The organism is Roseburia inulinivorans DSM 16841 (assembly GCF_000174195.1).
GTDB lineage: Bacteria > Bacillota > Clostridia > Lachnospirales > Lachnospiraceae > Roseburia > Roseburia inulinivorans.
The window spans coordinates 1-25375 of sequence record NZ_ACFY01000152.1; the positions used below are offsets into that span (position 1 = coordinate 1).

General features: G+C 41.6%; 23 protein-coding genes. 5 read left to right on the forward strand and 18 right to left on the reverse strand.

The window, feature by feature from the left end; all coding sequences use genetic code 11:
• Positions 1-88: 88 nt before the first annotated feature.
• The gene (locus ROSEINA2194_RS15575) at positions 89-673 is read right to left on the reverse strand and encodes an HdeD family acid-resistance protein (RefSeq protein ID WP_007889625.1); all 585 of its coding nucleotides are present in this window, start codon (positions 671-673) and stop codon (positions 89-91) included.
• A 221-nt stretch (positions 674-894) separates the two neighbouring features.
• On the opposite strand from ROSEINA2194_RS15575, the gene ybaK reads away from it, so the two are divergent.
• Entirely contained in the window at positions 895-1374 is a 480-nt protein-coding gene (gene ybaK, locus ROSEINA2194_RS15580) for a Cys-tRNA(Pro) deacylase (protein ID WP_007889630.1), read from the forward strand.
• A gap of 87 nt (positions 1375-1461) precedes the next feature.
• Here ybaK and ROSEINA2194_RS15585 read toward each other — a convergent pair whose 3' ends face one another.
• The 9 genes from ROSEINA2194_RS15585 to ROSEINA2194_RS15620 form a co-directional block, all read right to left on the reverse strand.
• On the reverse strand, positions 1462-2364 hold the full coding sequence (locus tag ROSEINA2194_RS15585) for an SseB family protein (RefSeq protein ID WP_007889633.1): 903 nt from the start codon (positions 2362-2364) through the stop codon (positions 1462-1464).
• Positions 2365-2595: 231 nt separating this feature from the next.
• On the reverse strand, positions 2596-3114 hold the full coding sequence (locus ROSEINA2194_RS19890) for an HAD-IA family hydrolase (protein ID WP_081453933.1): 519 nt from the start codon (positions 3112-3114) through the stop codon (positions 2596-2598).
• Positions 3054-3287: a YjjG family noncanonical pyrimidine nucleotidase gene (locus ROSEINA2194_RS19895; protein WP_007889640.1), complete on the reverse strand. Its 234-nt coding sequence runs from the start codon at positions 3285-3287 to the stop codon at positions 3054-3056. The genes ROSEINA2194_RS19890 and ROSEINA2194_RS19895 overlap by 61 nt, the downstream gene beginning before the upstream one ends.
• Before the next feature lie 217 nt (positions 3288-3504).
• On the reverse strand, positions 3505-4992 hold the full coding sequence (locus ROSEINA2194_RS15595; protein ID WP_007889642.1) for a UxaA family hydrolase: 1488 nt from the start codon (positions 4990-4992) through the stop codon (positions 3505-3507).
• Positions 4993-6492, reverse strand: coding sequence for a tagaturonate reductase (locus ROSEINA2194_RS15600; RefSeq protein WP_007889644.1), 1500 nt, complete (start codon positions 6490-6492; stop codon positions 4993-4995). It abuts the gene before it with no gap.
• Between the two features lie 82 nt (positions 6493-6574).
• A complete protein-coding gene (locus tag ROSEINA2194_RS15605) occupies positions 6575-7861 on the reverse strand; it encodes a TRAP transporter large permease (RefSeq protein ID WP_007889645.1) in 1287 nt (428 codons plus the stop codon).
• The gene (locus ROSEINA2194_RS15610) at positions 7854-8363 is read right to left on the reverse strand and encodes a TRAP transporter small permease (RefSeq protein ID WP_044928487.1); all 510 of its coding nucleotides are present in this window, start codon (positions 8361-8363) and stop codon (positions 7854-7856) included. The genes ROSEINA2194_RS15605 and ROSEINA2194_RS15610 overlap by 8 nt, the downstream gene beginning before the upstream one ends.
• A gap of 12 nt (positions 8364-8375) precedes the next feature.
• Positions 8376-9419, reverse strand: coding sequence for a C4-dicarboxylate TRAP transporter substrate-binding protein (locus ROSEINA2194_RS15615; RefSeq protein ID WP_007889665.1), 1044 nt, complete (start codon positions 9417-9419; stop codon positions 8376-8378).
• 39 nt (positions 9420-9458) lie between these two features.
• Entirely contained in the window at positions 9459-10493 is a 1035-nt protein-coding gene (locus ROSEINA2194_RS15620) for a zinc-binding alcohol dehydrogenase family protein (RefSeq protein ID WP_007889673.1), read from the reverse strand.
• Positions 10494-10795: 302 nt separating this feature from the next.
• Between ROSEINA2194_RS15620 and ROSEINA2194_RS15625 the strand changes: the two genes are divergently transcribed.
• Positions 10796-11470, forward strand: coding sequence for a GntR family transcriptional regulator (locus ROSEINA2194_RS15625; RefSeq protein ID WP_044928490.1), 675 nt, complete (start codon positions 10796-10798; stop codon positions 11468-11470).
• A 37-nt stretch (positions 11471-11507) separates the two neighbouring features.
• Here the strand turns inward: ROSEINA2194_RS15625 and rlmD are convergent, their stop codons facing one another.
• A complete protein-coding gene (gene rlmD / locus ROSEINA2194_RS15630) occupies positions 11508-12872 on the reverse strand; it encodes a 23S rRNA (uracil(1939)-C(5))-methyltransferase RlmD (RefSeq protein ID WP_007889685.1) in 1365 nt (454 codons plus the stop codon).
• Between the two features lie 100 nt (positions 12873-12972).
• Here rlmD and ROSEINA2194_RS15635 point away from each other — a divergent pair, with 100 nt between their 5' ends.
• Positions 12973-14001, forward strand: a complete 1029-nt coding sequence (locus tag ROSEINA2194_RS15635; protein ID WP_044928491.1) for a YeiH family protein — start codon at positions 12973-12975, stop codon at positions 13999-14001.
• A 43-nt stretch (positions 14002-14044) separates the two neighbouring features.
• Here the strand turns inward: ROSEINA2194_RS15635 and ROSEINA2194_RS15640 are convergent, their stop codons facing one another.
• The 7 genes from ROSEINA2194_RS15640 to ROSEINA2194_RS15665 form a co-directional block, all read right to left on the reverse strand.
• Entirely contained in the window at positions 14045-15205 is a 1161-nt protein-coding gene (locus ROSEINA2194_RS15640) for an MFS transporter (RefSeq protein ID WP_007889688.1), read from the reverse strand.
• Positions 15206-15637: 432 nt separating this feature from the next.
• Complete coding sequence (locus ROSEINA2194_RS15645) at positions 15638-18880, reverse strand: glycoside hydrolase family 3 C-terminal domain-containing protein (protein WP_007889691.1); 3243 nt, start codon at positions 18878-18880, stop codon at positions 15638-15640.
• A 163-nt stretch (positions 18881-19043) separates the two neighbouring features.
• Positions 19044-20312: a GHKL domain-containing protein gene (locus tag ROSEINA2194_RS15650; RefSeq protein ID WP_007889694.1), complete on the reverse strand. Its 1269-nt coding sequence runs from the start codon at positions 20310-20312 to the stop codon at positions 19044-19046.
• On the reverse strand, positions 20309-21022 hold the full coding sequence (locus ROSEINA2194_RS15655) for a LytR/AlgR family response regulator transcription factor (protein ID WP_007889695.1): 714 nt from the start codon (positions 21020-21022) through the stop codon (positions 20309-20311). Before ROSEINA2194_RS15655 ends, ROSEINA2194_RS15650 begins: the two co-directional genes overlap by 4 nt.
• 242 nt (positions 21023-21264) lie before the next feature.
• Positions 21265-22353: an FtsX-like permease family protein gene (locus ROSEINA2194_RS23165; protein WP_330370566.1), complete on the reverse strand. Its 1089-nt coding sequence runs from the start codon at positions 22351-22353 to the stop codon at positions 21265-21267.
• A complete protein-coding gene (locus ROSEINA2194_RS23170; protein ID WP_007889702.1) occupies positions 22326-23822 on the reverse strand; it encodes an ABC transporter permease in 1497 nt (498 codons plus the stop codon). Before ROSEINA2194_RS23170 ends, ROSEINA2194_RS23165 begins: the two co-directional genes overlap by 28 nt.
• Positions 23785-24501: an ABC transporter ATP-binding protein gene (locus ROSEINA2194_RS15665; RefSeq protein WP_007889704.1), complete on the reverse strand. Its 717-nt coding sequence runs from the start codon at positions 24499-24501 to the stop codon at positions 23785-23787. Before ROSEINA2194_RS15665 ends, ROSEINA2194_RS23170 begins: the two co-directional genes overlap by 38 nt.
• 307 nt (positions 24502-24808) lie before the next feature.
• Here ROSEINA2194_RS15665 and ROSEINA2194_RS15670 point away from each other — a divergent pair, with 307 nt between their 5' ends.
• Together ROSEINA2194_RS15670 and ROSEINA2194_RS15675 are read left to right on the forward strand one after the other, a co-directional pair.
• Positions 24809-25054 (forward strand): AbrB/MazE/SpoVT family DNA-binding domain-containing protein, encoded by a 246-nt coding sequence (locus ROSEINA2194_RS15670; RefSeq protein ID WP_007889706.1) that lies wholly within the window; start codon positions 24809-24811, stop codon positions 25052-25054.
• On the forward strand, positions 25051-25359 hold the full coding sequence (locus ROSEINA2194_RS15675; protein WP_007889708.1) for a type II toxin-antitoxin system PemK/MazF family toxin: 309 nt from the start codon (positions 25051-25053) through the stop codon (positions 25357-25359). The genes ROSEINA2194_RS15670 and ROSEINA2194_RS15675 overlap by 4 nt, the downstream gene beginning before the upstream one ends.
• The last annotated feature ends 16 nt before the right edge of the window (positions 25360-25375 follow it).

A 25375-nucleotide genomic window follows, 5' to 3' on the forward strand; every position in this document is an offset into this window, starting at 1 on the left:
AAGACTTGTGAGAGAACGCTTATATCTGCCCTTCACAACTTATAAAAGCACTACAGAATCTGCGACACTACGCCAATTAAACTCCGGTTTAATCATCCACTTCTTTGTAGTCTACGTCAAGCGCATCCGCCTCCTGCTTCATAGCCTTTGCAGCTTTTGCGGTTCTTGAAACGATCCACAGATCAGAGATTCCATCATAAATCAATGCGACTCCGATAAATTTCATTGCAAGGCTCACAACCCCAAATGCATTTACGATGCAGATAATGCCGAGTGCAAGGCTGATAATTCCAAGGATCATTGGACTCCACCACTTCTCATAACCGTTTGCCTTTGTCTCAAAAGCCATTTTGATATCGCTGATCCCATGGACTGCCAGCATAACACCGATAACGATCGGAATGATCATAGCGATGTACTCCGGTCTTGCAAACAGCCAGATACCTACTAAAACCAGGATCAGACCAAGCATTCCGTTAAAAGATGTCAGTCTGTGATTTGTAAAATATCCCACAAGATTTACAATACCCATAACAATTAAGCCAAATGCAAGCAGCATACAGATTGCACTAATTGTCTCATCTGACCAGATGATCAAAACTACTCCAAGTGCTACACACAATAACGCTGATAAAATGACATCCGCTTTTATTCTTTTTAATGTCTCTTTCATTTTTCTATCCTCTCTCTTTAACAAAAATTTTTGTCATTGCTGTTTCTTTTATAACGAATATCATACCATTCTTTTGGGTTCCGGTAAATATACAGCTCATAAAAGAAGTATAAAAAACTAAAAAAATTGTTAATTTCTTGACATACGAACATGTCTTGATTAGACTACAGTGGAAAGAAATTTCATAATTTGCAAATCAATTTGAAAGGAAATACATTACCATGGGAAAAGAAGTAAAGACGAATGCCATGCGCATTCTTGACAAAAATAAAATACCTTATGAAATTATTAATTATGAATGTGACGAATTTATCGACGGACTTCACACCGCCGAAGCCACCGGAGCCCCTGTAGAACAGTCTTTTAAAACACTTGTCATGCAGGGAAAAAGTAAACAATATTATGTTTTTGTACTGCCGATCGCAGAGGAAGTTGATCTGAAAGTTGCCGCAAAAACAGTCGGCGAAAAATCCGTAGAAATGATCCACGTAAAAGATATCACCGCCATTACCGGTTATGTACGTGGTGGATGCACTCCCCTTGGCATGAAAAAACAGTTTCCTACCGTTCTCCATGACAGCGCCAGAAATTTTGACAAAATCTATATCAGCGGTGGACGTATCGGAACCTCCATTACCGTCAATCCGGATGCACTGCTCTCCGTAGTACGCGGACAATATGCGGATATCATCATGCATTAACCAGCGTTTCACTTAAAAACTGCCGCTTGCAGGCTGTAAAAATCCGTAACATAACCTGCAAGTGGCAGTTTAAATCCAAACTTCAAATTAACTTGTCAGTTCCCCGGGATTTTTTGCGAGATTCATGATCTCCTGAAGTTCTGCGCCTTCCACCGGTGCATTTCCATAGCTGACGTGTTTTGCATCCTCTGTCACGCCGCCGAGAAGTCTTACATCCTTCTCTTTTGTCATCTCGATCGTATAATAATGCGCCTCATCTTTTAATGGATTGTATGTAATATAGATTCTGTAGCAAAGTGGCGGCACTAATCCTTTATCCGGAAGATCCACGCGGATAAGTGTCAGATCCTCTGAAATATCCAATGCCATAACGGAATAATCATCCTCTGTATATGGATAAAGTTTTGGCTCTTTGAATGCTGCCGCAAAAAGCTCATTGACGAATGCCTCTTTCTCATCGCAGAGTTTTTGCACGAATTCCGCTTTTTCTGTATACAAGCGCTTTGGAATCACAGAAAATTCTGTCTGATTTTTCACAAATGCCTGAAACTGCTGTGGTGTCATTTTGATCTGCTTTGGCTGTTTTGCCATTTTCTCATCTGCCTCATGCAATTTCTGGATCAGTTCAATCTTCAATACCAGATTATCGGTAAATGGATTGATGACCATTCCGCTTAAATTCAATTCCGGTTTTACGGCAACGCTGTTGCATGCCGGAAATGGCATACTTAAGAGTGCCTGGCTTTTTGGTGCATTTGCCATCTGCTCTTTGGAGGTGTACACTACAAAATACTGTTCGCCGGCACCGCTCTTTAAAAAACAGGGAGTTGGCTGATCCGGTGCTTTTAACATTGCCGGAACTAACAGTTTTGTCGGACGAAGCAGATTTAAGACTGCTGTAAGCTTTTCTTTTGTCCTGTCTGCTGCGTAATCTTTGATTGCCTCCTCTAATCTATCGTTTGTGATTTCCATTGTTGTCTTTTCTTCCATAATAAAACTATCCTTTCCTGCTGCCCAATGTCAAAAATATGGTTCGTAATGATTTTCTATTTTGTGATTGCTGACATTCCATATTTTCAATTCGAACCAAGATTTCTCTTATTTTAGCACATTACTGCAATTTATTCCATTTATTTCTGTTGCTGCATTTTGTATTTATGACAATCTACACATTCAGTATACATACCTTATAACTCTTTGCAATTCATGCAGCTTTATGTGCTATTTTAATTTTTTTAATAAATCCGGCAATTCGCTCAATTCAAAAATGCGGTAATCTGGATGGATTGCTCCATGATCTGTTATATTTCTGTCTCTCTGATACCAGATTGTAGTCAGACCTACATTTTTTCCACCAAGAATATCTGAGGATAAGCTGTCGCCCACAATGACACTCTCTTCCAGCTTAAAATCAGGAATATGTGCAAAACAATAGTCGAAAAATTTTTTGTCCGGTTTATGATACCCGATTTTTTTTGAAATAAAAAAGTCCTCAAAATACGGTTTGATCCCGGATTCCTCAATACGTCTGCTCTGCACTTCATAAGTTCCATTGGATGCAGCATACAATCTGTACTTGCCGTGCAATTTCTGTAAAAGTTCGAGCGCGCCATCCACTTTTTCGTGTTCATATGCAAGATTCTGCTCATAACATTTTGCTGTTTCTTCCGGCGATGCTGTTATCCCATATTTTTCAAAAAAATATGGTAACGGCTTATTTTCACTTCCTCCTGCGTCAATTCACCGAGTTCTAACTTTTTCCATTGTGCCAGATTGATCTCACTGTATCCCGCCAGCAATTTTTCTGTTGGCTCCACTCCAACTTTTTGCAGTGCTTTTTTCAACGCTTCCTTTTCTGCCTTGTGGAAATCAAGAATGGTATCATCTAAATCTAATAAAACTGTTGTTATCATGTGGATTCCTCTTTTTTCTATGTATAATCGACAATTCTCTGATTGATCCGTTCCTCTGCCATCACATCAATAAATTTTGCTTAAAACATATTATTATTTTAATCATAACAGACCTTTTACTAAAAAGCAAAATAAAGCAGGGATATTCCAAGATTGCAGGACACACATTGTGTACCCCTGTTTTCTGGAATGATATCCCTGCTTATTAAGATTCCTTTTACAAAACAACCCCATCCTTAAAAATGGAAATGCTTCTGTATCCACGCTTCTCAGTCTGTGTTTCTTTTCCATTGGCAACTTCGATCACCAACTGTAACAGACGTTTTGCTGCGTCGTCAATGGATTCTCCTTCAACGATCGGACCTGCATCAAAATCGATCCATCCTTTTTTATTTTCCGCAAGCCGGCTGTTCGTGGACAGCTTCAAAGTCGGAGCCGGCGCTCCGAATGGTGTACCGCGCCCTGTTGTGAACAGGATCAGGTGCGCTCCTGCTGCTGTCATCGCCGTTGCTGATACAAGATCGTTTCCAGGTCCATAAAGCATATTTAATCCCTTTGTCACAACAGCGTCCCCATATCCGATCACATCCATGATCGGGGCTGTACCGCCTTTCTGTACGCAGCCGCAGGACTTGTCTTCGAGCGTTGTAATACCACCCTGGCGGTTTCCCGGGCTTGGGTTGTCGTATACGACCTCGTTGTGGCTTATAAAATAATTTTTGAATCCGTTGATCATACTGACAGCTTTTTCAAACACCTCTTGATTAATACAGCGGTTCATTAAAAATCCCTCTGCACCAAACATTTCCGGTACTTCTGTCAGAACTGTGGAACCGCCTCTTGCCACAAGCATGTCGCTGAAACGACCTACTGCCGGGTTTGCCGTGATACCGGAAAGTCCGTCAGAACCGCCGCATTTCATCCCGACTACAAGCTCGCTCACCGGGATCGGTTCCCTGTGGAACTGTCCGGCATAGGCTGCACATTCTTCCAATAATTTTCTTCCGGCTTCAAATTCATCCTCCACTTCCTGGCAGGTTAAGAATTTGACTCTGTCCGCATCATAATCGCCCAGTTCCTCCACGAACTGTTCATGTGTCAGATTCTCACATCCAAGTCCCAATACAAGTACTGCTGCTGCATTGGGATGGCGCACAAGCGCCGCCAGAAGCTTTCTGGTCTGTGCATGGTCATGTCCCGTCTGGCTGCATCCAAATGGATGATCAAATGTATACAGACCGTCTATTGTTCCGGTCACGAGATCCTGATTGAGTGCTGTCATTCTCTTAGCAACGTCATTGACACACCCTACGGTCGGAATGATCCAGATCTCATTCCGGATCGCTGCACGTCCGTCTTTCCTGCGGAATCCGTTAAAACACTCCGGTTTTTCTGATGCCGGCTGCTTAAGTTCCGGATGATAGGAATATTCAATTTCTCCGGACAGATTCGTCGCCATGTTATGCGTATGTACCCAGCTTCCTGCCGGAATGTCTGTCGTTGCATGTCCAATCACAAAGCCATATTTGATAATATTCTCTTCTTTTGCAATATTTTTCAAAGCGATCTTGTGTCCCTGCGGGATTGCCTCTGTCACCACGACCTGACTCAGATCGCCGGACTGTACGGTCTCTCCTGCATTGATCGGGCAGAGTGCAACTGCCACATTATCCGCCGGTGCTATCTGTATCGTCTTCATAAGCATTTACAGGCAGCCTGCATAAGCAGCCTTTGCTCCTTCCCTGCGTATTTTCTCAAGATCCTCTATGACCGCTTTCTCTAATCCTTCGATTCCGGTCAGATCCTGATCCCACATTTTTTTATTTGTAAGCACTTCATGCACCAGTTCCGCCGCAGATGCATCCCGGTGTTCATAATAAAATTCCAGCACCCATCTGTCATCACTTACGGTATATTCGTTTCCTGCCGGACGTCTGCAGATGAGTCCCGCATCTGTCAATTCCTGAATGTCATTGCTGTAAAAGGCGATATAGGCAGCCAGAGACATTGTCAGGCACACAGGAAGTTTTCCCTGTTCTTTCACATATTCCAAAAAAGAAGGCATGTTGCGCGCTTTCCATTTTGATGTTGAATTTAAAGAGATACTCATCAATTCATGATTTACAAATGGATTGTTAAATCTGTCTGAAACTGCTGCTGCAAATTTCAGCAGATCGTCTTTATCTAATGGAAGTGTCGGAATCACCTCCTCATAAAGCATTTTGTTCATAAAACCTTTGATGACGTCGTCATGCATGCAGTCACGCACAATATTTTCTCCTGCGAGATATGCGCCAAGCACGAATCCGGTGTGCGCTCCGTTCAAAATGCGCACCTTTCTCTTTTTATATGGACTCATATCCGGCACAACAAATACTTTATCGGAAAGTCCTGCCTTTTTGAAAGGAAGGACATCATTTAACTTTTCATCACCTTCGATGACCCATACGCCAAATACTTCTCCGACATCCAATAACGGATCTGTGTAACCATGTTTTTGTTCTAACTCCGCTACCTCTTTCTCATCACGGATGCGTCCCGGTACGATACGGTCAACAAGAGAGCCGCAGAAGGTACAGTCCTCATTGACATATTTTTTAAATCCGTCCTCAAGCCCCCACTGTTCAATGTACTGGTTGACACATTTTAACAGCTCTTTTCCATTGTTGTCGATCAGCTCGCAGGCTAACATGATGATTCCTTTTTTTCCTGCCTGATAACGATGGTACAGCACCTGTGTCAGTTTTGCCGGGAAACTTGACGGTGGGCAGTCATCTTTTTTGCAGGAAGGGTCATACTGGATTCCCGCTTCTGTTGTATTGGAAACGATGATTTCAAGTTCATCGCTGGCTGCTAATTCCATCATTGCCTCGTAGCCTGCTTTTTCATATGGGTTTAAGCAGCGGCTCACGCTGGAGATCACACGCTTGTCATCCACTTTCTGACCGTTTTCACTTCCACGCAGATATAACGTGTAGAGTCCTTCCTGCTCATTGATCATGTCGCTCAGCCCCTGTGCGATCGGCTGGACGAGGCAGCATTTTCCATTCCAGTCCGCTTTTTCATTTGCAAGGTCGAACCAGTAATCAACAAACGCACGCAGGAAATTTCCCTCTCCGAACTGCATCACTTTTTCCGGTGCTTCTTTCAGAAGATATCCGTCATAGCCGACTTTTTTTATTACATCATAATTTAATTTTTCCATTATTTATTCCCTTTCTTTTTTTATCACTGATATGGAAAATGGACTGCACATGTTTATGTGGCAGCCGCATTTTCTATTTAAACTAATAAACTAAATTTACAAGAAATGTTGTAAATGGCTCAAACCATGTGAGGAGCAACAGGTTTACGATCAGCAGAATGTAGAATGGAACTGCTTCCTTAATAAACGCTGCCGTCTTACATTTTGTGATGGAACAGGTTACGAACATCAATGTTCCCATAGGTGGCGAAAGTGCTCCGATCGCATTGTTAAAGATGTAGATCATTGCAAACTGGATCTCGTTAATGCCATATGCTTTTGCGATCGGTGCAAGCAATGGAACAAGAATGATCATGGAAGCATTTCCCTCGATAAACATTCCGACGATCAGAAGAAAAATATTCACAACGATCAGGAATACAAATTTACTGTGAATGTTTGCAAGCATCCATGCAGTCAGAGCCTGTGGAATCTGCTCTTTTGTCAGGATCCACGAGAATACAGATGCTGCAGAAACGATCAGCATAATGGACGTTGTTGTGCAGGCAGTCTCTTTTAACCCCTGAATCATGTCTTTGATATGCATCTCTTTATAAAGTAATCCAAGAAAAGCTGCGTAAATGATAGCAACTGCTCCTGCCTCTGTTGCAGTGAACACACCAATTCTGATACCTCCAATGATAATGATCGGAAGTAAAAGCGGTAAAATTGCAGGTTTAAATGCCTTCCAGAAGCGTGACCATGTCATTTTTTCTGTGGAAATGTTACCATATCCACGTTTTTTTGAAATAACCCCGACTAATATCATCATGGTAATGCAGAGCAATGCCCCAACCCCAAGACCTGACATAAACAGTTTTCCGATGGATACGTTCGCAATACATCCGTAGAGGATCATTGCGATTCCTGGCGGGATCAATGGTGTGATCATTGAGGATGCTGCTGTCACAACACTGGAAAATTCAAGGGAAAATCCTTTTTTTGTCATTTCCGGAACCATCATTTTGGATTCCATTGCGGCATCCGCAATATTAGAACCTGACAGACCTCCCATGACTGTTGAGAGAAGGACATTGACTTGTGCAAGTCCACCCGGAAGTCTGCCTGTCACAACCTCACAGAAATCCATGATCCTTTTCGTGACTCCGGTGTAATTCATAAAAATTCCGGCGCAGACAAAAAATGGAATTGCCAGCAGTGAAATTTTTTCAGTTCCGATAATCGTCTGCTGTGCAAACACTGCTGCACTCACATGCGGGTTCAGTGCAAAATACACCATAGAGCCGCCCAATACTGCCAAATATACAGGCACCTTCAAAAATAAAAGTACCAACATTACGATTGCTGCCAATAAAAGAATATCACTCATCGCTGCCTGCTGCCTCCTTTGCCTCTGATTTTATGCCATGAAGTATGCTGTAAATAAAACTGATCACCATATCCACATAGGAAAAAAGTGAAATGCCATACACTACAATGTAAGGAATATGTAACATACTGGTGGAACGTCCACTTTCCAGAAATATCTTCAAATACGGAATGGTCTGTACAAATAGGAAACCTAATATCACAACCACAATAACTGCAATCATGATCTCCATTACCTTTTGTACTTTTTCCGGCATGAGATCCACGATCATCTCGATTGCAACATGGTTACCATTCCGGAATGCCGCACCTGCTGCCGCAAATGTGATCCACACCATACAGGATGTCTGAACTTCCTCTAACCATGTAAATGGTGCATGAAACACATAACGCCAGATAACCCCGGCAAATGTTAATATGATCAGGATCGCCAGAATAACAGATGCTACGATAACATCTAAATTCGCTAAAAAACTCCATTTGCTCTTTTTCTTATTTTCCATGCTCATCCTCTCCTATTCCTCTGCTCCCATTGCCTTGCGCACTGTATCGTACAGTCCGTCTGACCATCCGAAACGGTCTCCCATCTCATAAAATGAAGCTGCTTTTTCCCGGAAACCTTCCAGCACTTCCTCAGATGGATCGACAACGGTCACTCCCTCGTCGACCATCAGCTGTAAATACTCCTGCTCCGCCTCCTGCAATACCTGATTGTTGTATTCTCCGGCTTCCTGTGCCGTCTCAACAAGCCAGTTCTGCTGTTCCTCTGTGAGGCTGTTAAACCAGTCAGCTGACACCACCCATGTTGTGAAGTTTTTAACATGTCCGTCCAGGATCAGATATGGAGCCACTTCATGCAGCTTTCTTCCATACAGGGTAGCGATTGGATTCTCCGCACCATCAATTGTCTTTGTCTGCAATGCCTGATAAACATCTCCTAATGCCATACCGGTAGAGGTTGCTCCGAGGACATCAAATCCATATGACTGTATCTCATTGGATGGTACGCGGATTTTTAATCCTTTCAGATCATCTACACTGTTTACCGGAACATTGGTAAGTGTATGGCGTTCTCCATACATCCAGTTGGAAGCAATAATTTTTAATCCTTTTTCTTCCAGCTTTTTGCACTGATCCTCATACCAGTCTGATTCGATCAATGTCCAGCACTGATCCCAGTCATCAAAGAGAAATGGTCCAAATAATATTCCCATGTCCTTGATCCCATAATCTGCATAAAACGCTCCGTCTGCAAGCGTGCATACCGGCTCTCCTAAAAGCATGGAATCAATCAAAGATGATTTATCTCCCAGCTGTGAATCCGGGTACACTTCAATCGCCATTTTTCCACCGGACTTTTCTTTTATGATCTCCTGTGCTCTCTCCCACCCTGCGCCGATCGGTTCACTGCTGTTATTCTCAAATGCCACATCCAATACAATCTCCGGTTCTACGGACGATGCTGCATCCGATCCTGTCTGGCTGGTGCTTCCACAGGCAGTTAAAGGCAATAACATCAGGCCTGACAGTATCACTGCTGTCATCTTTTTTAATCTCATAGTGTAAAACCTCCTTTTTCTCCAACCGTTTCTGACTTTTTATTTGTTAATATCGGAAAAATCAAAAACTACTTTTAACATGTCTCCCGGATTGTTTGCAAAGTCTGCAAAAGCCTTTGCTGCATCCTCAAACGGATAGACATTTGTGATGATCTTTTCCAGTGGAGCTTTGCCCTCATGAACAAGATCGATCAACTCTAAGAAGTCTTTTTTCAATGCATTTCTCGAACCAAATACATTCAGTTCTTTTTTCTGGATCAGTGTGAAGTTGAAATCCAGATTCTTTTTTCCGACTCCGATCAATACCATGCGTCCACCGAAACAGCATGCATCAATACAATTCTGGAAAGTAGATGGAAGTCCTACAGCCTCGATCGTCACATCAAATCCATTTCCCTCTGTAAGCTCTGCCACTCCTTTGTCAAAATGCTCCGGTGAATCATTCAGCAATGTTCCGTCTACGCCGAACTCTTTTGCCATTTCAAGCTTACCTTCGGATACGTCTGAAATATAAACTGTTGCGCCTTTTGCTTTTGCTGCGATGGCTGCAAGTACACCGATCGTTCCGGCTCCGACTACAAGCACTTTATCTCCCTCTTTGACATTTGCACGGCTGACACCATGATAACTGATACAGAACGGTTCGATTGCTGCTAAGGTTTTCGGATCCAGACCTTTTCCGTCATACACTCTTTCTACCGGCATTGTGATGTACTCGCGGAAAGCTCCATCCCGCTGGCATCCCATGGTCTGATTATCCATACATGCATTTACGATCCCATGTGTGCAGGAATAACAATGTCCGCAGTTAAAATATGGATTACAGGTAACGATCATTCCCGGTTTGATCCCATATTCATTGTTCTCATCTGCCTCAATGACTTCGGCTGAAAATTCGTGTCCCGGAATTCTCGGATAATCAAAATATGCAAATGTTCCACGGTATGATCCAAGATCACTTCCACAAATTCCTCCATATAAAAGTTTTAATAATACTTCTCCTTCTTTTCTCACCGGCATATCGATCTCCTTGATTTCCACTTCGCCTGGTGCGTTGATATACATTGCTTTCATGTGTCATCCTCCTCTTATCCTTTGGTATGCTTTTTATGTTTCTGTCTTTGTACTTATCGTTACATACTATGTTGTATACATCAGATTATAATATCATGTTATTTACATGTCAATTGTACATGTTGCAAATAATTCTTTATCACATTTTGTCAATAATGCACAATTCACTTTCGTTACCCCTCATCAGGCAGGCTTCGCATTTATTTTGGCAGCTCATTTGTGAAGCTGTTGTGTTTATTTTGTCCGTATGCTAGAATGAAAAAAATATTTAATATTATTTTCTTGTTATGGGAGTATCTGTTATGTCAAAAATGAATTTAAAAACACAGGCTTACAATACGATCCGCCAAAAAATCGTAACCTGTGAATATGCACCGGGAACTTTTTTAAATGAAGAACTTCTCACTACTGAATTAGGTCTGAGCCGCACACCGGTCCGTGATGCGCTAAGCCGTTTAGAGCAGGAGGGATTAATTGAAATAAAACCCAAAAAAGGCATTATCGTAATGCCTCTTTCCATTAATACGATCAATATGATTTTTGAAGTACGGCAATTATATGAGCCGTATATTCTTTTAAATTATGGTAATGCCCTCTCTGTGGAGCGATTAAAAGATTTTTATAATATTTTCAGTTCCAATAAAACGAATCATAACTGCTATAATAATAATGATTATTTTTACGAATTAGATACGGAATTTCACAACTTCGTTGTCGATGCGTGTCCAAACACTTATATCCATCAAAACTACAATATGATACAAACACAGGCAGAACGTTTCCGCTATATGACCGGGAATATTTCCGAGAAACGATTAGACGACACTTTTCAGGAACATCTTGACATTATCCGGGCATGCCTGCGCAACGACTGGCAAGAAGCTGCCAAACAGATGTCAGCACATCTTGAGGAATCAAAAAAGGCAACCTTCCAGCTTATTTTTAGCAGTACTTCTGCGCAATCACTCACGGTATAGGCAACGTTCTGCATTTTTCATAACAACATTGCCTTTTTTATCTATCCATATCAGGTGTCGCATTCACATGATATTTCGCTTCATGGAGTTTGGACAAAAGGCACACACACTCCACATGTTTCGTAAATGGAAACATGTCGCAAGGCTGGCACTCGACAGCCTGATACCCATGTCTTGTGAGATATTTTAAATCTCTCGCAAGTGTCTCCGGGTTGCATGACACGTAGACCACTTTTTTCGGTGCAAGTTTTACTACTGAGGATAAAAATGCCTCATCGCTTCCCGCTCTCGGTGGATCCATGAATACGACATCCACTTTTTTGTTCTGTTCTGCGAGCTCTACCATAAATTTTCCGGCATCTGCATTGTAAAACTGTTCATTTTTGATATTGTTTCTCTTTGCGTTAATGACCGCATCCTTCACAGCATCACGGTTTAACTCCACGCCGATCACTTCTTTTGCCTTGGACGCAGCGATCAGACCGATCGTTCCGGTTCCACAATATGCATCGATCACTTTCTCTTTTCCGGTCAGTCCCGCATATGTGATCGCTTTGTTATAAAGAATCTCTGTCTGTACCGGATTCACCTGATAAAATGATTTTGGCGAAATACGGAAGGTACAGCCACAGAGCGTATCCTCAATATAACCTTTTCCATAAATAACAGTTTCCTTTTCTCCGAGAACCATGCTGGTCTGTTTATCATTTATGTTAACCACAACTGTAGTTATTTCAGGATGAAGCTTCCGCAATGCTTTCACAAAATTGTTTTTGGATGGAAGAATCGGGGAACCGAGCACCAGCACTACCATCACCTCGCCGCTGTGAAAACCACGGCGCACGAGAACGTGCCGGAGCAGACCGTATCCGGTGTCCTCATCATAAGTTTTTATTTTAAACGAATGTAAAAGTCCTCTGATATCGCGGATGATAGTGCTTGAAAGTTCATCCTCGATCTCACAGGAATCAATGTTGATGACCTCATGGGTTCCGGCCTTGTATACACCGGAGATCACGCCGCCCGGTGCCGCCTTTGCATGTCCGTTTCCTGCGGTACGTCTGCCTCCGTTTGCATGTTTTCCCCTGCGCTCCACATCAAACACTGCGTGTACTTTATTTCTGTAATGATACGGATTTTCCATTCCGATGATCGGCAGGACTTTACAGTAATCCCCAATGTTTTTGCGCACATAGGTCTGTTTTTCCTGCAGCTGTTGTTCGTAAGACATTCCCTGATAATCACAGCCGCCACATTTTTTTGCATACGGACAGACTGCTGCCGGTTTCTTTGTATCCTGCGGCGCTTTCTTTGTATCCTGCGTTTTCTCTGATTTCCATGCGTATTTTTTCTGCAATGCTCCCGCATTATCTATGATTTTTTTCTTTCCTTTTGTCTGCATGACTGCTCCTTTTATTTTGGCTTGTTACTTTTCATCTCTATGTGTTTATGCTATCATAGGAACCCGTAAGAATCAAAATATTTTTAGTGAGGTTATGAATATGAATTTTATTAAGAAAAATTGGAAAGGTGTGCTGTTATGCCTGATGATTGCGATTCCAAGCTGGATTTTAGGAAAAATTTTCCCAATTGTAGGTGGTCCTGTCTTTGCGATCCTCCTGGGAATGGTCATTACATTATTGGTCAGCGATAAATCTGCTCTGCAGAGCGGCATCACATTTGTGTCCAAAAAGATCCTGCAATATGCTGTTATTTTACTTGGTTTTGGAATGAATCTCTCTGTCATCCTGCAGACAGGAAAACAATCGCTTCCAATCATTCTTGCAACGATCACAACATCCCTTGTTGTTGCCTGGGTATTACATAAAATCCTTCATGTTCCCGGAAAAATCTCAACACTCATCGGTGTAGGTTCCTCGATCTGCGGAGGCTCCGCAATTGCAGCTACTGCTCCTGTCATTGACGCTGATGACGAGGAAGTTGCACAATCAATTTCTGTCATTTTCTTTTTCAATATGCTTGCCGCTTTATTTTTTCCTATGCTTGGCACCGTTCTCGGTTTTTCCCAGACAAGCGGAGAAGCTTTCGGTATTTTTGCTGGAACTGCTGTGAATGACACCTCTTCCGTTACCGCTGCTGCCTCCACATGGGATTCCATGTACAACCTTGGTTCGGCGACTTTGGATAAAGCTGTCACCGTAAAACTTACAAGAACACTGGCAATTATCCCAATCACGCTTGTCCTTGCTTTTCTTCGAACCAGAAGGGAACAAACGGATCATAATAAAGTGGATTTTAAAAAGATTTTTCCAATGTTCATTCTCTATTTTATAATTGCATCCATTATTACAACAATAGCAGTGAACTTCGGTGTTCCAGCAGCTGTTTTCAATCCGCTAAAAACTTTGAGCAAGTTTTTCATCGTTCTTGCCATGAGTGCAATTGGTCTGAATACCAATATTGTGAAATTAGTGAAAACAGGAGCCAAACCTTTGCTTCTTGGATTCAGCTGCTGGATCGGTATTACCTGTATGAGTTTGCTGATGCAACACGTATTAGGTCTGTGGTAAAATTACGGATCATTTTGATAAGAGGAAGCGGTTTTCGCTCCTTCTATTTTTGTATTCTGGCAAATAGAAGCGCTATCGCCATCAGAAAGCATCCCACAAACACAAAGCACCACTGGATTCCGATTTTCGTCAAAAATGCTGAGGCTGACAGCGTCAGAATCTCCACCAGATTCACGCCCATATTAAGCACAGACAGCGTTGCCGCACGCTGGCTGCCACACTCCGCTTCGTCCACAAACTGATTTTCCAGATTCATCAGCAGATATTCCGGAAGATTTAAAAGCAACGGTAATATCAGCATTAGAAGCAGTACGGCTGCCCTGAATTTTACCACTCCAAAAAGAAGAAATGCCACCCCTGCTGTGGCAGCTGTAACTGCGGGCAGTTTTTCCCTACTGGACTTTCCGTTTTTTCCGTCAGACAATTTTCCTAAAATGGGTTCTGCCAGCATCTGTACGGCTGAATAGCTCAAAATGATCAATGACATCCATTCTACTGGCAACCCGCAGTTTTCAAGTTTTTCCACGTAAAAAAAGTTGATCAGAAGCCACGCGATACTGAAAATCGCCAGCGAAATCACAAATAAGAATGCTTTTTTGTTTTTAAATATCGCTAAAATCTGTACTTCCTTCCTGTCTGCAATTATGGTTTTACTGCTTTCACTTCTCAGGAAGAACGAGCATACAACCGCTATAATATCCATGACTACAGTTGTAATCAGCAAACCTTCCATACCGCTTATTTTATAAATCCCGGCATACGCAACTGTACTGATGATAAAACCTGCTGTTCCGAAATTTCCTGCGTGTGCCGTTTTTGCAAGATATCCGTTTTCTCCATACAGAGCGTACAAATACGCGCTTCCTGTCCCGGAGGTAAAGCACGCCGCAATCCCCTCCACAACTGCCTCCACGACGAACAGTGCAAGTGACCGGCTCACAAAGGCTGCAAGCAATAAACTTCTCGCGCCAAACAGTAACACCTGCGCCAAAATCAGTGATTTCCGGTATCCAATTTTATCTGTTATAAATCCTGTTGGAATTTCCCCCAGAAAAATCACGCCTGACAATAATGCCTGAAGGATGAAAAATACGTGTTCCGACACACCAGCCTGCGTTCTTACCAGCAACGCAACCGGTGCAAAAAAGACAAGTCCATTCAAAAAACAGACTCCATCATAACTATCAAATTTTAATTTTTTCATGAGATATCTCCTTTTTTTCTAATTCGTAATCAGTTGACCGATCTTCTTTTTTGTAACAAAAAAAGATTACACCTATCTGTAACCTGATCTAAAAACTGTGCCGTCTTTGATCTCAGCCAGTTTTTCCATCATTGAATTAGAAAAAAATCAATGTCTCATGTATCTGATAACCTCCGAAGTCTTACTTTTAAAATATACTGTTATTTAAAAACTGTATCAGTGAGAAATGTTCACTGACGTAATTTATACTAACATAACGTATTTCAAATTACAAGTTTCAGTGCCCCTCCTTTTCATCAAACTATCTTTATTTTTCTTCATAGAACTCTTTTCTATTTTACATTTATCTAATTTTTGCTTTCAAAAAAGACTTCCAAAATTTACTCAGAAGTCTTTTTTGAAACATCTTATCTTCTATAAAATAAGCTTAGTTTATTTGCTTAATGCATCCTGTACTGCAAGTATTAACATTCCTGCACAGTCTGTGCAGCCCTCCGGAATTACATCGAGATTGAAACCTTCTATTTTGGTTGGAATACCATTATCATCTGCAGTTATTTTAATTTCTGCAATTTTATCCGGTCCCATATTCTGAAGTTCCTGAAGAACCATAGTCTGCTTTGTTGGCCACATCATCTGGAATGCATCCGGATCAGTCAGGGAATACTCAGAATCCATGTCATTTACAACGATGGTTGTGATCTTATCACCCTCAAGGTTAATATCTACGTCTGTACCTCTCTTGTATCCATTGGCTTCCGTGTGATAGCTTCCGGATACATTTCGCTTCTCATTGCTCTTACCGCAGCCAGCAAATGCAAGAAGCATTATGCATCCTAGCAAAAGTGTAATAACCGCCTTATGAATTAACTGTTTCCTCATTTTTCTTCTCCCCTTTTTTCCTCTGAATCCAGGAATCACAAGGAATATAATACTTAATGCCATTCCAAGGATTAAGATTGCATTAGCACCACCAACAACAAGTTTCCATGTATTGCCCTCCTGCATCTCAAGACCTACACCTGATGTATTGGCAAATACATATAACTGTCTGTGTGCTGATTCCTGTAACATGCGGATACCGTAATCTGTTCCGTATAAATTTTTTGTCGTTACAGCTGTCTGTGGAGCAAGCCACATGTCAAGACCTGCAAGTACACCTGTATCAGGAACATAGATTGTAAAATCCATAGCCGCATCTGTGATCATACGTCCATGTGATCCCCACTCACCTCTCACAAGATCTGTCATTAATGGTTTGCTTGCACCTGTCCAGCCTGTTCCGATATAGTTATAACTTGTCATATATCCATTGCAGTCTGCTTCTTTTGTAACAATCTCAAATGGTCGGCAATAGATTTCTCTTAATGCCTGCTCATCTACCCAGGTATGTACCCCACCACGGTTTGTCTCCTGCTCATTGGCTACAAAATGTTTTAAGTATACCGCAATCTTTTTATCCTGTAACCCTCTGATCTCCTCTGCTGCTATTTTTCCGGAAAGTGTCGGATCTTCTGAATAGCCCTCGAAGCATCTTCCACCAAATGGAGATCTGTGGATATTAACAGTCATACCATACATACCGGAAATTCCGTTTGCAAGGCATTCATCTCCATAAATAGTTCCCATTCTGTAAGCAAGCTCTTTATTCCATGTTGCTGCACGCACAGTTGAGCCTACATACTGATTAGCTGTTTTATCGGATGTCAGATTGTGGAGTCCTTCTGCACCGTCCATATCAATTGCAGCTGCCTTGTTGATGGAAAGGATTGCCGGGTTGCTCCAGCCACAGGTTCCATATAATCTTCTAAGTTCATCCACTGACATTTCTTCTACTAACTGCTGCCACTTCGGATCATCAAATTCAAGACCTGTCATGTCTGAGATTTCCAGTCCACTGTCTACTCCGGTAACAGCCGGTTCTGCGTCCGGCAGATTATCAAGATCATACTCCCATCCAGAAGTATTATTCGTCATAAGTGCAACTGTTTCATCGGAAGCTGCCACATTCATATTTGTCTCTCTGGATGTCGGCATCGTTCCTGCCCAGTCAGAACGGGATACATATCCGACTGTTCCGTCTGCTCCAAAGTATCCGTCACCAGCTGTGACTGCATCAAACAGGTTCTCTGCTGCCACTTCATCTGTGGAACGTTTGCCCTGGTTTGCGTCATTGTATACAACTTTACTGTCTACTGTGTAGGCAATTGGCTCTACAGCCGTTCCATCACTGTTAACCTTCATGTTATGAGAATCTGTCTGAAGCCTGAATTCATAATCACCGGCACTTAATACATAGCATTTGTTATTCTTATAGTCATAAGATGCCATGTCATCTACATTCATAGTAAGTGTCACCGTCTCAGATTCACCTGGTTTTAGTGTATTTGTTTTTTCAAATGCTCCAAGTACTACAGATGATTTTTCAATCTCCTCTGCCGGGTCATATGGTGCTGCATAGTAGAGCTCTACGACATCTTTTCCTGCAACATCGCCGGTATTGGTAACTTTTACATCGATATTGATTGTTCCACCAATATCTCCTAACTCTGTTTTCTCAACTTCCCAGTCGAAGTTTGTGTAAGACAAACCATAACCAAATGGGAACTGAACAGTTGTGTCATAATCAATATAACCATCAGCTGCTGCTGTCTCATAATAGCGATATCCAACATAAATACCTTCCTGATAGTAAACATATTTGTTGTTTCCATCAAAGTTAGAATATGTGTAATCGCCAAAATTGTAATAAGAAGGAGCTGTTGTAAGGTCATATGCATAAATATCAGCAAGATGTCCGGATGGATTTACTTCACCGGCAAGGATATTTCCGAGAGATCCACATCCTCTGGAACCCGGCATTCCGATCCAGAGTGCTGCATCAATTGCCTCATCATCCAGAAATCCTGTTTCCATTACCATAGCTGTATTCAATACAACGATGACTTTGTCATAATGCTCTTCTACATAGCTTAAAAGTTCCTGTTCTACGCTCTGGAGCTCCAGATAATGCTTGCCGGCATCTCCTCCGACATAGCCGTCCATCTCCATCGTTGCATCCGATCCTTCTCCACCTGCACGTCCGATCACTACCATTGCCACATCCGAATAGTTCTCTGAATATGTCAGAACATTTTCACCTTCGTAATCGTATGCTTCATACTCATCTAAGGACTGCTCTAAGATACTGTGATCTGCTCCTGACATATCTGTCATTCCACCTTCCTGATCACTTCTCTCTTTGTAATTGTCCTCATAGAACTGCCACAGTCCAGGGTTTACTTCGAATCCGGCATCTTCCAGACCTTTTTTCATATTTGTGTTCAGATCCTGCTTGAACCAGCTCGATGCAGAACCGGAACCCTGATATAATGTCTGATAAGATGCAATACCAAACAGATTAATCTTCGTTCCTGCTGCCAGTGGCAGAGAAGCATTGTCCTTGTTCTTTAGCAATACGATACCTTCATTTCCAAGTTCCTCTGTGAGATCCGCGGCCTGCGACAATGCTTCGTCTGCTGACATCTCATAAACAGAATTACTGTCATCCATGAAATAAAGCTTGATCATTGTGATGTATCTTGATGCAAGCAGATCGGCAACTACTGTGATGATCAGCAGGATTGCAGTTAATGCAATACCAATATACCCCTTTTTCCTTCCTTTACTTTTCATGTTGTTCCTCCTTTTCTTTTGTTATCGGAATCGTAGCACAAAAAAAAGAGGCAAAATGCCTCTTTTCACAACTGGTCATTTTCAATTCGTAATTTTAAGTTCTGGATTCTGTGTATGAAAACCAGAACTGACCGGTTATATTTATGCCATTTGTAGTTTTATCTTATGGGATTGGTATTGAAATCCGCTTGATCACAAGCGCATGCTCCTTATGTATCGTCATGCAGCCATCATATTTTTTCACAATCTCTTTCACACTCTTAATGGAATAATCAATTCCCTCTTCTCTCACTTCCTGTGCTTCCTTTGAGTCTTCGAAATAATTCTCAAGCTGTATCATAAGCAGTCCGTTCTTCTCCCAGACCGATAGTGCAATCTGCTTCTTGTCCGGCTCTTCCAGCATTTTGATGGAATAAAAGGTATCCTCGAAAAGTCCTGTAAAAAGTGCGTAGACATCCATTGTCTCCATAAAATCCATCTTCGCACCATCCACAATGCACGCCATTGTGATATGATTCGCCTGACAGTAAAAGTTCTTCTCCGTCAATACAACATCTAATACTTCGTTTCCAGTCTTCACAACCGCATCATAAATCTGAATGGAATCCTTAAGGTCCTCTAGCGAATCCTTAAGCTGTTCTGAAACCTGCATCTCCTGGATTCCTGTAATCTGCTGTTTTAACTCATGACACTTTAAGTTGATCGCGTTCATGTTTTCTTTCGCTACGGCATACTGCTCCTGCCGCTTCAGCCATAAATATTTTACCAGAGACAGTTCATTCTCATCCTGAATCCTACGGAAAATACCATCATCTAAGATCAGGATGAAAAGACAGCAGATCAGGGAATAAAAATGGCACACCAGTTCCAGACCATAGTATTCATTATTCGCATAGCTTTGTACCATTCTGCTCAAAACAAGCACGACAAAGAATACGCCTACTGAAAATCCAATAGTCTGTCTGACACTGATGTCAAACTCTCCTTTTCCTCTTTTTTTTCTCACAAAAAACAAATAACATGTTCCATATACCAGTGCGACTGTCAGAAACATCTTCAAGTTGATATCCGGTTCTGAATCTGTCGGTGCATGTGGAACATGAAACAGGATTCCACGGATACATTTTTCTATCATGCCAACGGTATAAGCCAAATGCTGTACGGCATAAGCACAGACAGCCGTGTAAGTAGCCTTTCTCCATGAGATCACATACACACGGTAGGCAATAAATCCGATCATCGCTGTTTCCAGAATAAATTTGATATTCGAATTTGTGTCCATTGCAGCGATCACACTTCCTGCAAGCACAAGCAGGACTCCCTGCTGCCAGAAATGCTCTCTCTTTTTCATCGGAATCATAAGAATCCACGTTATCACCAACATCTCGATAAAAAAAGATGCCTGTATCCATTCAATACGCAGCCCGTTCATTGCACTCCTCCGTAGTAATCTGTCAGTATCTCCATAAATTCCTGCCTTTTCAGCCGGCTGAGCAGAAGCTCGTCTTTATTGTCCATGATCACATGCTCTTTCTCTATGCGGAGAACATGCATCAGATTCAACAGATAACTGGAGCTGCATCTTGCAAAAGGAAGGCCTTCGAGATCTTTTTCTACTTTTTTCAAACTTCCTGTACACATATAATTTCCCTGCATCGTATGAAATGTCAGTGAATGGTTCTGCACCTCAATATAAATAAGCTCTGTCGTGTGTACCTTATAAATGCACTCTTTGCCCTTGATAATAATACTTCGTTCTTCCCGCATGGAAATTCTGTCATAAGCCTTGTGCATCTTTTCCACAAACATATAATAACTGACCGGCTTAACCAGAAAATCAAGCGCACTGACTTCATAGCCTTTCATCACAAACTGTGCCATATTCGTGATAAAAATCAGAATCACTTCCTCATCCAGATTCCGAATCCATTCAGCCGCTTTCATCCCATCCATATGCTCCATCTCAATATCTAAAAGTATAACATCATATTTCTTTCCTGTATTATACTTTTCTACGATCTCAGTACCATCCGTTAAGGTTTCCACCTGAATGGGAATCCCCGATTCTTTTTCAAACATTTCAAGGTAGGATAAAATTTTTTTCCTGCTCAAAAGTTCATCTTCAACAACTGCTACTCTCACTTGTATACCACCTCTGGAGCTATTATAACAACTCTGCCATATATAATGCAAATAAATCCATACCGACAGAGAACACTTTGGTCTTGGACTCTGCATTGCAAAGGAGCTCACTGAAAAACAAAATGGGAACATCCAGGTTGTGGATGCTCCCATTTCCGGCAGCTGCTTTATGGTACAATTGCCATGTGCACTTTAATTTTTATGTGATCTCTACGCTCTCCTGTCAGGTTATATTTTTCCTGTTATTCCACATTTTTCAGTGCCTGATCCATCGGAATACGCTTGATCCTTCTGAAATCCAATACCATGACAAGCAGATATCCGATCAGTATAAACAGGAACATTTTCACATAGCCCATCGTGCTTATGCGAAAAGCGTACCATCCACTGTAGGAAAAGAGCATGATCCTCCAGACAGCCTTCATGATGACGACACCTAAAATCACGCTGACAACATCGATCACCACAAGAACAATGGTTGTAGACAACAGATATAAGCTTGCAATCTCCCGGTTCTCATAGCCCAGGATTTTTGTCATGGAAATTGCATTTTCGTTCTTCTCGATGATCAGCTTCGTGAGCAGGTAAATCAATACTGCGGATAACAGGATGCACAGATACTGGAAGTAGGTCATATAAGAGCCCATGGAATGATCCAGCTGGTCACACATTTTCGTAATGTCGTGTTCTGTGATGACGGTTGCAATCTCATCATCATCAATATCCGTGATCTCTGAATCCGAGAGATAGCCTGTAAATGCATCACTGTCCATGTTAAAGATTTCACAATATTGTTCATTCGACAGAAATACTGCCAGCGTCTGGCTGTGATCATAGATTCCTGCAACCTCAAACTCATACTGTTTGTTCTCATATTTTTCGTCAAGAACCACTGTTTCGCCCACGCTCAGGCTATATTTATCTGCATAGGAAGCAGAAATATATGCCTCGTTTCCTTTCAGGGCAGACAGGTCACTGATTTTCACATACCGGCTGTCATCCTCGATTCCGTAGACCGAAATCTCCTCATCTAACGTATCACTCTTGTGCTGCAGAGATGTCATATTGAATTTCTCTGCATCTTTATTATCCGTTGTGATAATGTCTCCATCCTCATTCTCATAAGACTTTAACACATACTGGTAGTTCGTAAACATCATATCTGAAACATTGGACTTGTAATAGTCGAGCGTCTCCGGCATACCGACCGCCATTGCAAGCATAATGCCGATAAACCAGATCCCCACAAATAAAATCAGGTAATTCGTCACGTTCTGGAACATGATACGCATGCGGAAACGGCTTAAAAAGCTCCATTTTGGCAGGCGCATCGCTTTTTACGTTTTGTTTTTTTCAGATCATGGCGTAAAAACTGTAATGGTGTATGCCGCATCATTTTTATAATGACGATGAGATTGACCACAAGCATTAAAACAACCGGAATGATCGTTGTCTTGAAAAAGGCATCCGGGTTCCAGACTGTCTGATAAGTTGGAAGACTGTAGCTGTTATAGTACATGCCGACAACTACATTTTTAAATACGGTATAGCCGAGGATATTTCCAATGCACGCTGCGAGAAGTGTCACGATCACCGGCATGGAAATATAATGTCTGACCAGTTCACCTCTCGTATAACCGGAAGCTCTCAGTGTTCCGATCGTAGAAGCCTCCTTCACGATCGTGTTGCTGATGGTCACTGCAAAAATAAATGCAATGATCACGATCAAAATATCCAGTAAAACACCACCCATAGCTTTGTCTGAACCCATATCATCCGTTGCAAAATTAATAGCCGGATTTGCATAGCGCGGCATATAGTCCTCTAACTCTTTGTCATCGCACACAACCTGTGTGAGCAGTGCTTTCATGAAATCATCGGATTTTGCTTTCTGCTCCACTTCATCTGCAGGAATATCCACATAATTCCATGTGTAAGAATAATGAACAGTTTTATGTAAACTATCAAATCCTTCCTGTGTGACCATAGCCACATCGAATTTGATCGCATCAAACATCATATCTGTTGACTTCTCATGCAGTGTCGCATAATTGACATAGGCGATCAGTCCGACAACTTTGAACCTCTGCCCGCTGACAGAAATCTCATCTCCCACTTTGACTCCGACATTGTCTGCATGCATACGGTCAATTGCGATCTCATCCGCTTTTTCCGGAAATGCTCCGTCAAGCAGACAGGCAAGATCCACGTTATCATTTTTTGCATAGACACGGATATTTCCTTCTGCCTCGCCGTCATTGTTGTAGTCTTCCTCCTCATTTCGGAAGAAGTTCTCATATACTTTTACCGGAACTTCTGTAAAATCAGGATCGTTTAACTCATATTTTTCTTCTGCGTCAGCATATTTATCATCGATTTCCTCTACGATTTTATCCCATGCCTCGTCGTAGGCTTCCGGATAAGCCTTTTCATCCAACTTTTCGTCCAGCTCTTTTTTCGCTTTGTCAAGATAATACTGTTTGACGTCCGCTTTTGTTCCTGTCTCGATAGCAGAAAGTAACGTCTCATCTGCCTTTTTGTCCAGCTCAAAATGTCCATCCTCTAACTTATATTTTGTCACGCCTTCATTTGCTGCAACGAGCATACTCTCATTTGCAACATACATACCGGAAACAAAGCCGATCGTGAGGATCAGGAATAATGCCACCACAAGATATTTTTTCCAGTCACCGAGCAATTCACGCGGAATACGTCTGATGAGCGGATTTTTAATTTTTTCTTTTTCATAACTGCCACACTCCTTACCACTCAAGATCTGCTGCTGAAATCTTGTGTTCATTTCTCTCGTTGTGGCGCACGGCTCCATCACGAAGTTTGATGACATGATCTGCCATGTTTCTGATCGCTTCGTTATGCGTTACCATGATGATCGTATTTCCATATTTTTTGTTTACATCTTCGATCAGTTTTAAAATCTCTTTAGAGGTGTTATAATCCAAAGCGCCGGTTGGTTCATCGCAGAGCAGGATATCCGGGTTTTTCACGATTGCACGACCGATGGAAACACGCTGCTGCTGTCCGCCGGACAACTGATTCGGCAGCTTGTACCGGTGTTCGTAAAGTCCAAGTGTATGTAACAGGTCGTCGATATCCAACGCATTGTCAGAAAGGTACGCTCCGACCTCAATGTTTTCCTTCACGTTCAGATTAGCAATCAGATTGTACATCTGAAATACATAGCCGAGATGTTTTCTGCGGTATTGGGTTAGTTTCTTCTCACTCATATCTTCGAGCTTATCGCCGTTGATCGAGATGTAACCGGAATCGGCACTGTCGATTCCTCCGATGATATTTAATAAAGTTGATTTTCCCGAACCGGACGGTCCAAGCAGAACACAGAATTCTCCTTTTGCCACGGAAAAGCTCATTCCGCGCAATACTTCCTGACGTGTTTCTCCACTTCCAAAACCTTTTTTCAGGTCAACGATCTCCAAAAATTTTTTCTCTTCCTCTGACATAGTCTCCCCTTTTCAAAAAAACGTATTTGGCAACTTCCATTTTTGATATTCTAGTTAGTTTTAACTAATCTCAAGAGGATTATAGCACATGATATTGGGGATACAAGGAAGAGATATTGTTGTTGAGAAATTTTGTCAGTTAAATTAACTATTTGATTACATATTGACCTTTGATACTATTCGATATAATATATGTATATACAGTTAATACTATATAACAAAGACCGTCGCATGAAGTGCGTGTAGATATCGATTATGAAACTAAGCTTCATGATCAACAATATCTTTTTTAAAGGAGTGAACATTTATGAGCGATCAGGTTGCCATCAAAACATGGGGAAATAGTCAGGGAATACGTATTCCAAAGAATATTCTTGAAAAACTTGGACTCCATGTCTCAGATACTTTACAAATTGAAGTAATTGATGATTCGATTGTTTTGAAAAAAGCATTTAAACACAAAACATTTGAGGAACGCGTTGCTGAATACAATGGGGAAATTTCAATTTGTGATTATGATTGGGGAGAACCTGTCGGAAAGGAAATTTTATGATGAATTTTTCGCAGGGAGATATTATCAAAATTTCTAATTTAAAAGATGCAATGCTTGTTGTAAGTAAAAATGAATTTATTAAAAAAACAGGTGTTTTTCACGTCTGCCCACTTTTAGAGAATTATGCAGAAGGTCCTCTTCACATAAAAGTACGCGGTGTCAAAGACACCTCAGGAACTGCTATATGTGAGCAATTGAAGCTAATTGACCCTTCCGCCAGAAGCTGCAAACGTATCGACCGCGTCCCTTATCATATGATTATGAATGTTTCAGACGCAATACAGGGTATTTTTGAATATGACTAATATAAGAAACAAGGAG

Excerpts from the sequence above, each read along its gene's own strand:
- ROSEINA2194_RS15625 (WP_044928490.1), top strand. The coding sequence starts at position 10,796 with ATGTCAAAAATGAATTTAAAAACACAGGCTTACAATACGATCCGCCAA.
- rlmD (WP_007889685.1), bottom strand. The coding sequence starts at position 12,872 with ATGCAGACAAAAGGAAAGAAAAAAATCATAGATAATGCGGGAGCATTG.
- ROSEINA2194_RS15575 (WP_007889625.1), bottom strand. The coding sequence starts at position 673 with ATGAAAGAGACATTAAAAAGAATAAAAGCGGATGTCATTTTATCAGCG.
- ROSEINA2194_RS15600 (WP_007889644.1), bottom strand. The coding sequence starts at position 6,492 with ATGGAAAAATTAAATTATGATGTAATAAAAAAAGTCGGCTATGACGGA.
- ROSEINA2194_RS15620 (WP_007889673.1), bottom strand. The coding sequence starts at position 10,493 with ATGAAAGCAATGTATATCAACGCACCAGGCGAAGTGGAAATCAAGGAG.
- ROSEINA2194_RS15635 (WP_044928491.1), top strand. The coding sequence starts at position 12,973 with ATGAATTTTATTAAGAAAAATTGGAAAGGTGTGCTGTTATGCCTGATG.
- ROSEINA2194_RS15645 (WP_007889691.1), bottom strand. The coding sequence starts at position 18,880 with ATGAAAAGTAAAGGAAGGAAAAAGGGGTATATTGGTATTGCATTAACT.
- ROSEINA2194_RS19895 (WP_007889640.1), bottom strand. The coding sequence starts at position 3,287 with ATGATAACAACAGTTTTATTAGATTTAGATGATACCATTCTTGATTTC.
- ROSEINA2194_RS15665 (WP_007889704.1), bottom strand. The coding sequence starts at position 24,501 with ATGTCAGAGGAAGAGAAAAAATTTTTGGAGATCGTTGACCTGAAAAAA.
- ROSEINA2194_RS23165 (WP_330370566.1), bottom strand. The coding sequence starts at position 22,353 with ATGCGCCTGCCAAAATGGAGCTTTTTAAGCCGTTTCCGCATGCGTATC.
- ybaK (WP_007889630.1), top strand. The coding sequence starts at position 895 with ATGGGAAAAGAAGTAAAGACGAATGCCATGCGCATTCTTGACAAAAAT.
- ROSEINA2194_RS15615 (WP_007889665.1), bottom strand. The coding sequence starts at position 9,419 with ATGAGATTAAAAAAGATGACAGCAGTGATACTGTCAGGCCTGATGTTA.
- ROSEINA2194_RS15610 (WP_044928487.1), bottom strand. The coding sequence starts at position 8,363 with ATGGAAAATAAGAAAAAGAGCAAATGGAGTTTTTTAGCGAATTTAGAT.
- ROSEINA2194_RS15585 (WP_007889633.1), bottom strand. The coding sequence starts at position 2,364 with ATGGAAGAAAAGACAACAATGGAAATCACAAACGATAGATTAGAGGAG.
- ROSEINA2194_RS15605 (WP_007889645.1), bottom strand. The coding sequence starts at position 7,861 with ATGAGTGATATTCTTTTATTGGCAGCAATCGTAATGTTGGTACTTTTA.
- ROSEINA2194_RS15640 (WP_007889688.1), bottom strand. The coding sequence starts at position 15,205 with ATGAAAAAATTAAAATTTGATAGTTATGATGGAGTCTGTTTTTTGAAT.
- ROSEINA2194_RS23170 (WP_007889702.1), bottom strand. The coding sequence starts at position 23,822 with ATGAACACAAGATTTCAGCAGCAGATCTTGAGTGGTAAGGAGTGTGGC.
- ROSEINA2194_RS15595 (WP_007889642.1), bottom strand. The coding sequence starts at position 4,992 with ATGCTTATGAAGACGATACAGATAGCACCGGCGGATAATGTGGCAGTT.
- ROSEINA2194_RS15670 (WP_007889706.1), top strand. The coding sequence starts at position 24,809 with ATGAGCGATCAGGTTGCCATCAAAACATGGGGAAATAGTCAGGGAATA.
- ROSEINA2194_RS15675 (WP_007889708.1), top strand. The coding sequence starts at position 25,051 with ATGATGAATTTTTCGCAGGGAGATATTATCAAAATTTCTAATTTAAAA.
- ROSEINA2194_RS15650 (WP_007889694.1), bottom strand. The coding sequence starts at position 20,312 with ATGAACGGGCTGCGTATTGAATGGATACAGGCATCTTTTTTTATCGAG.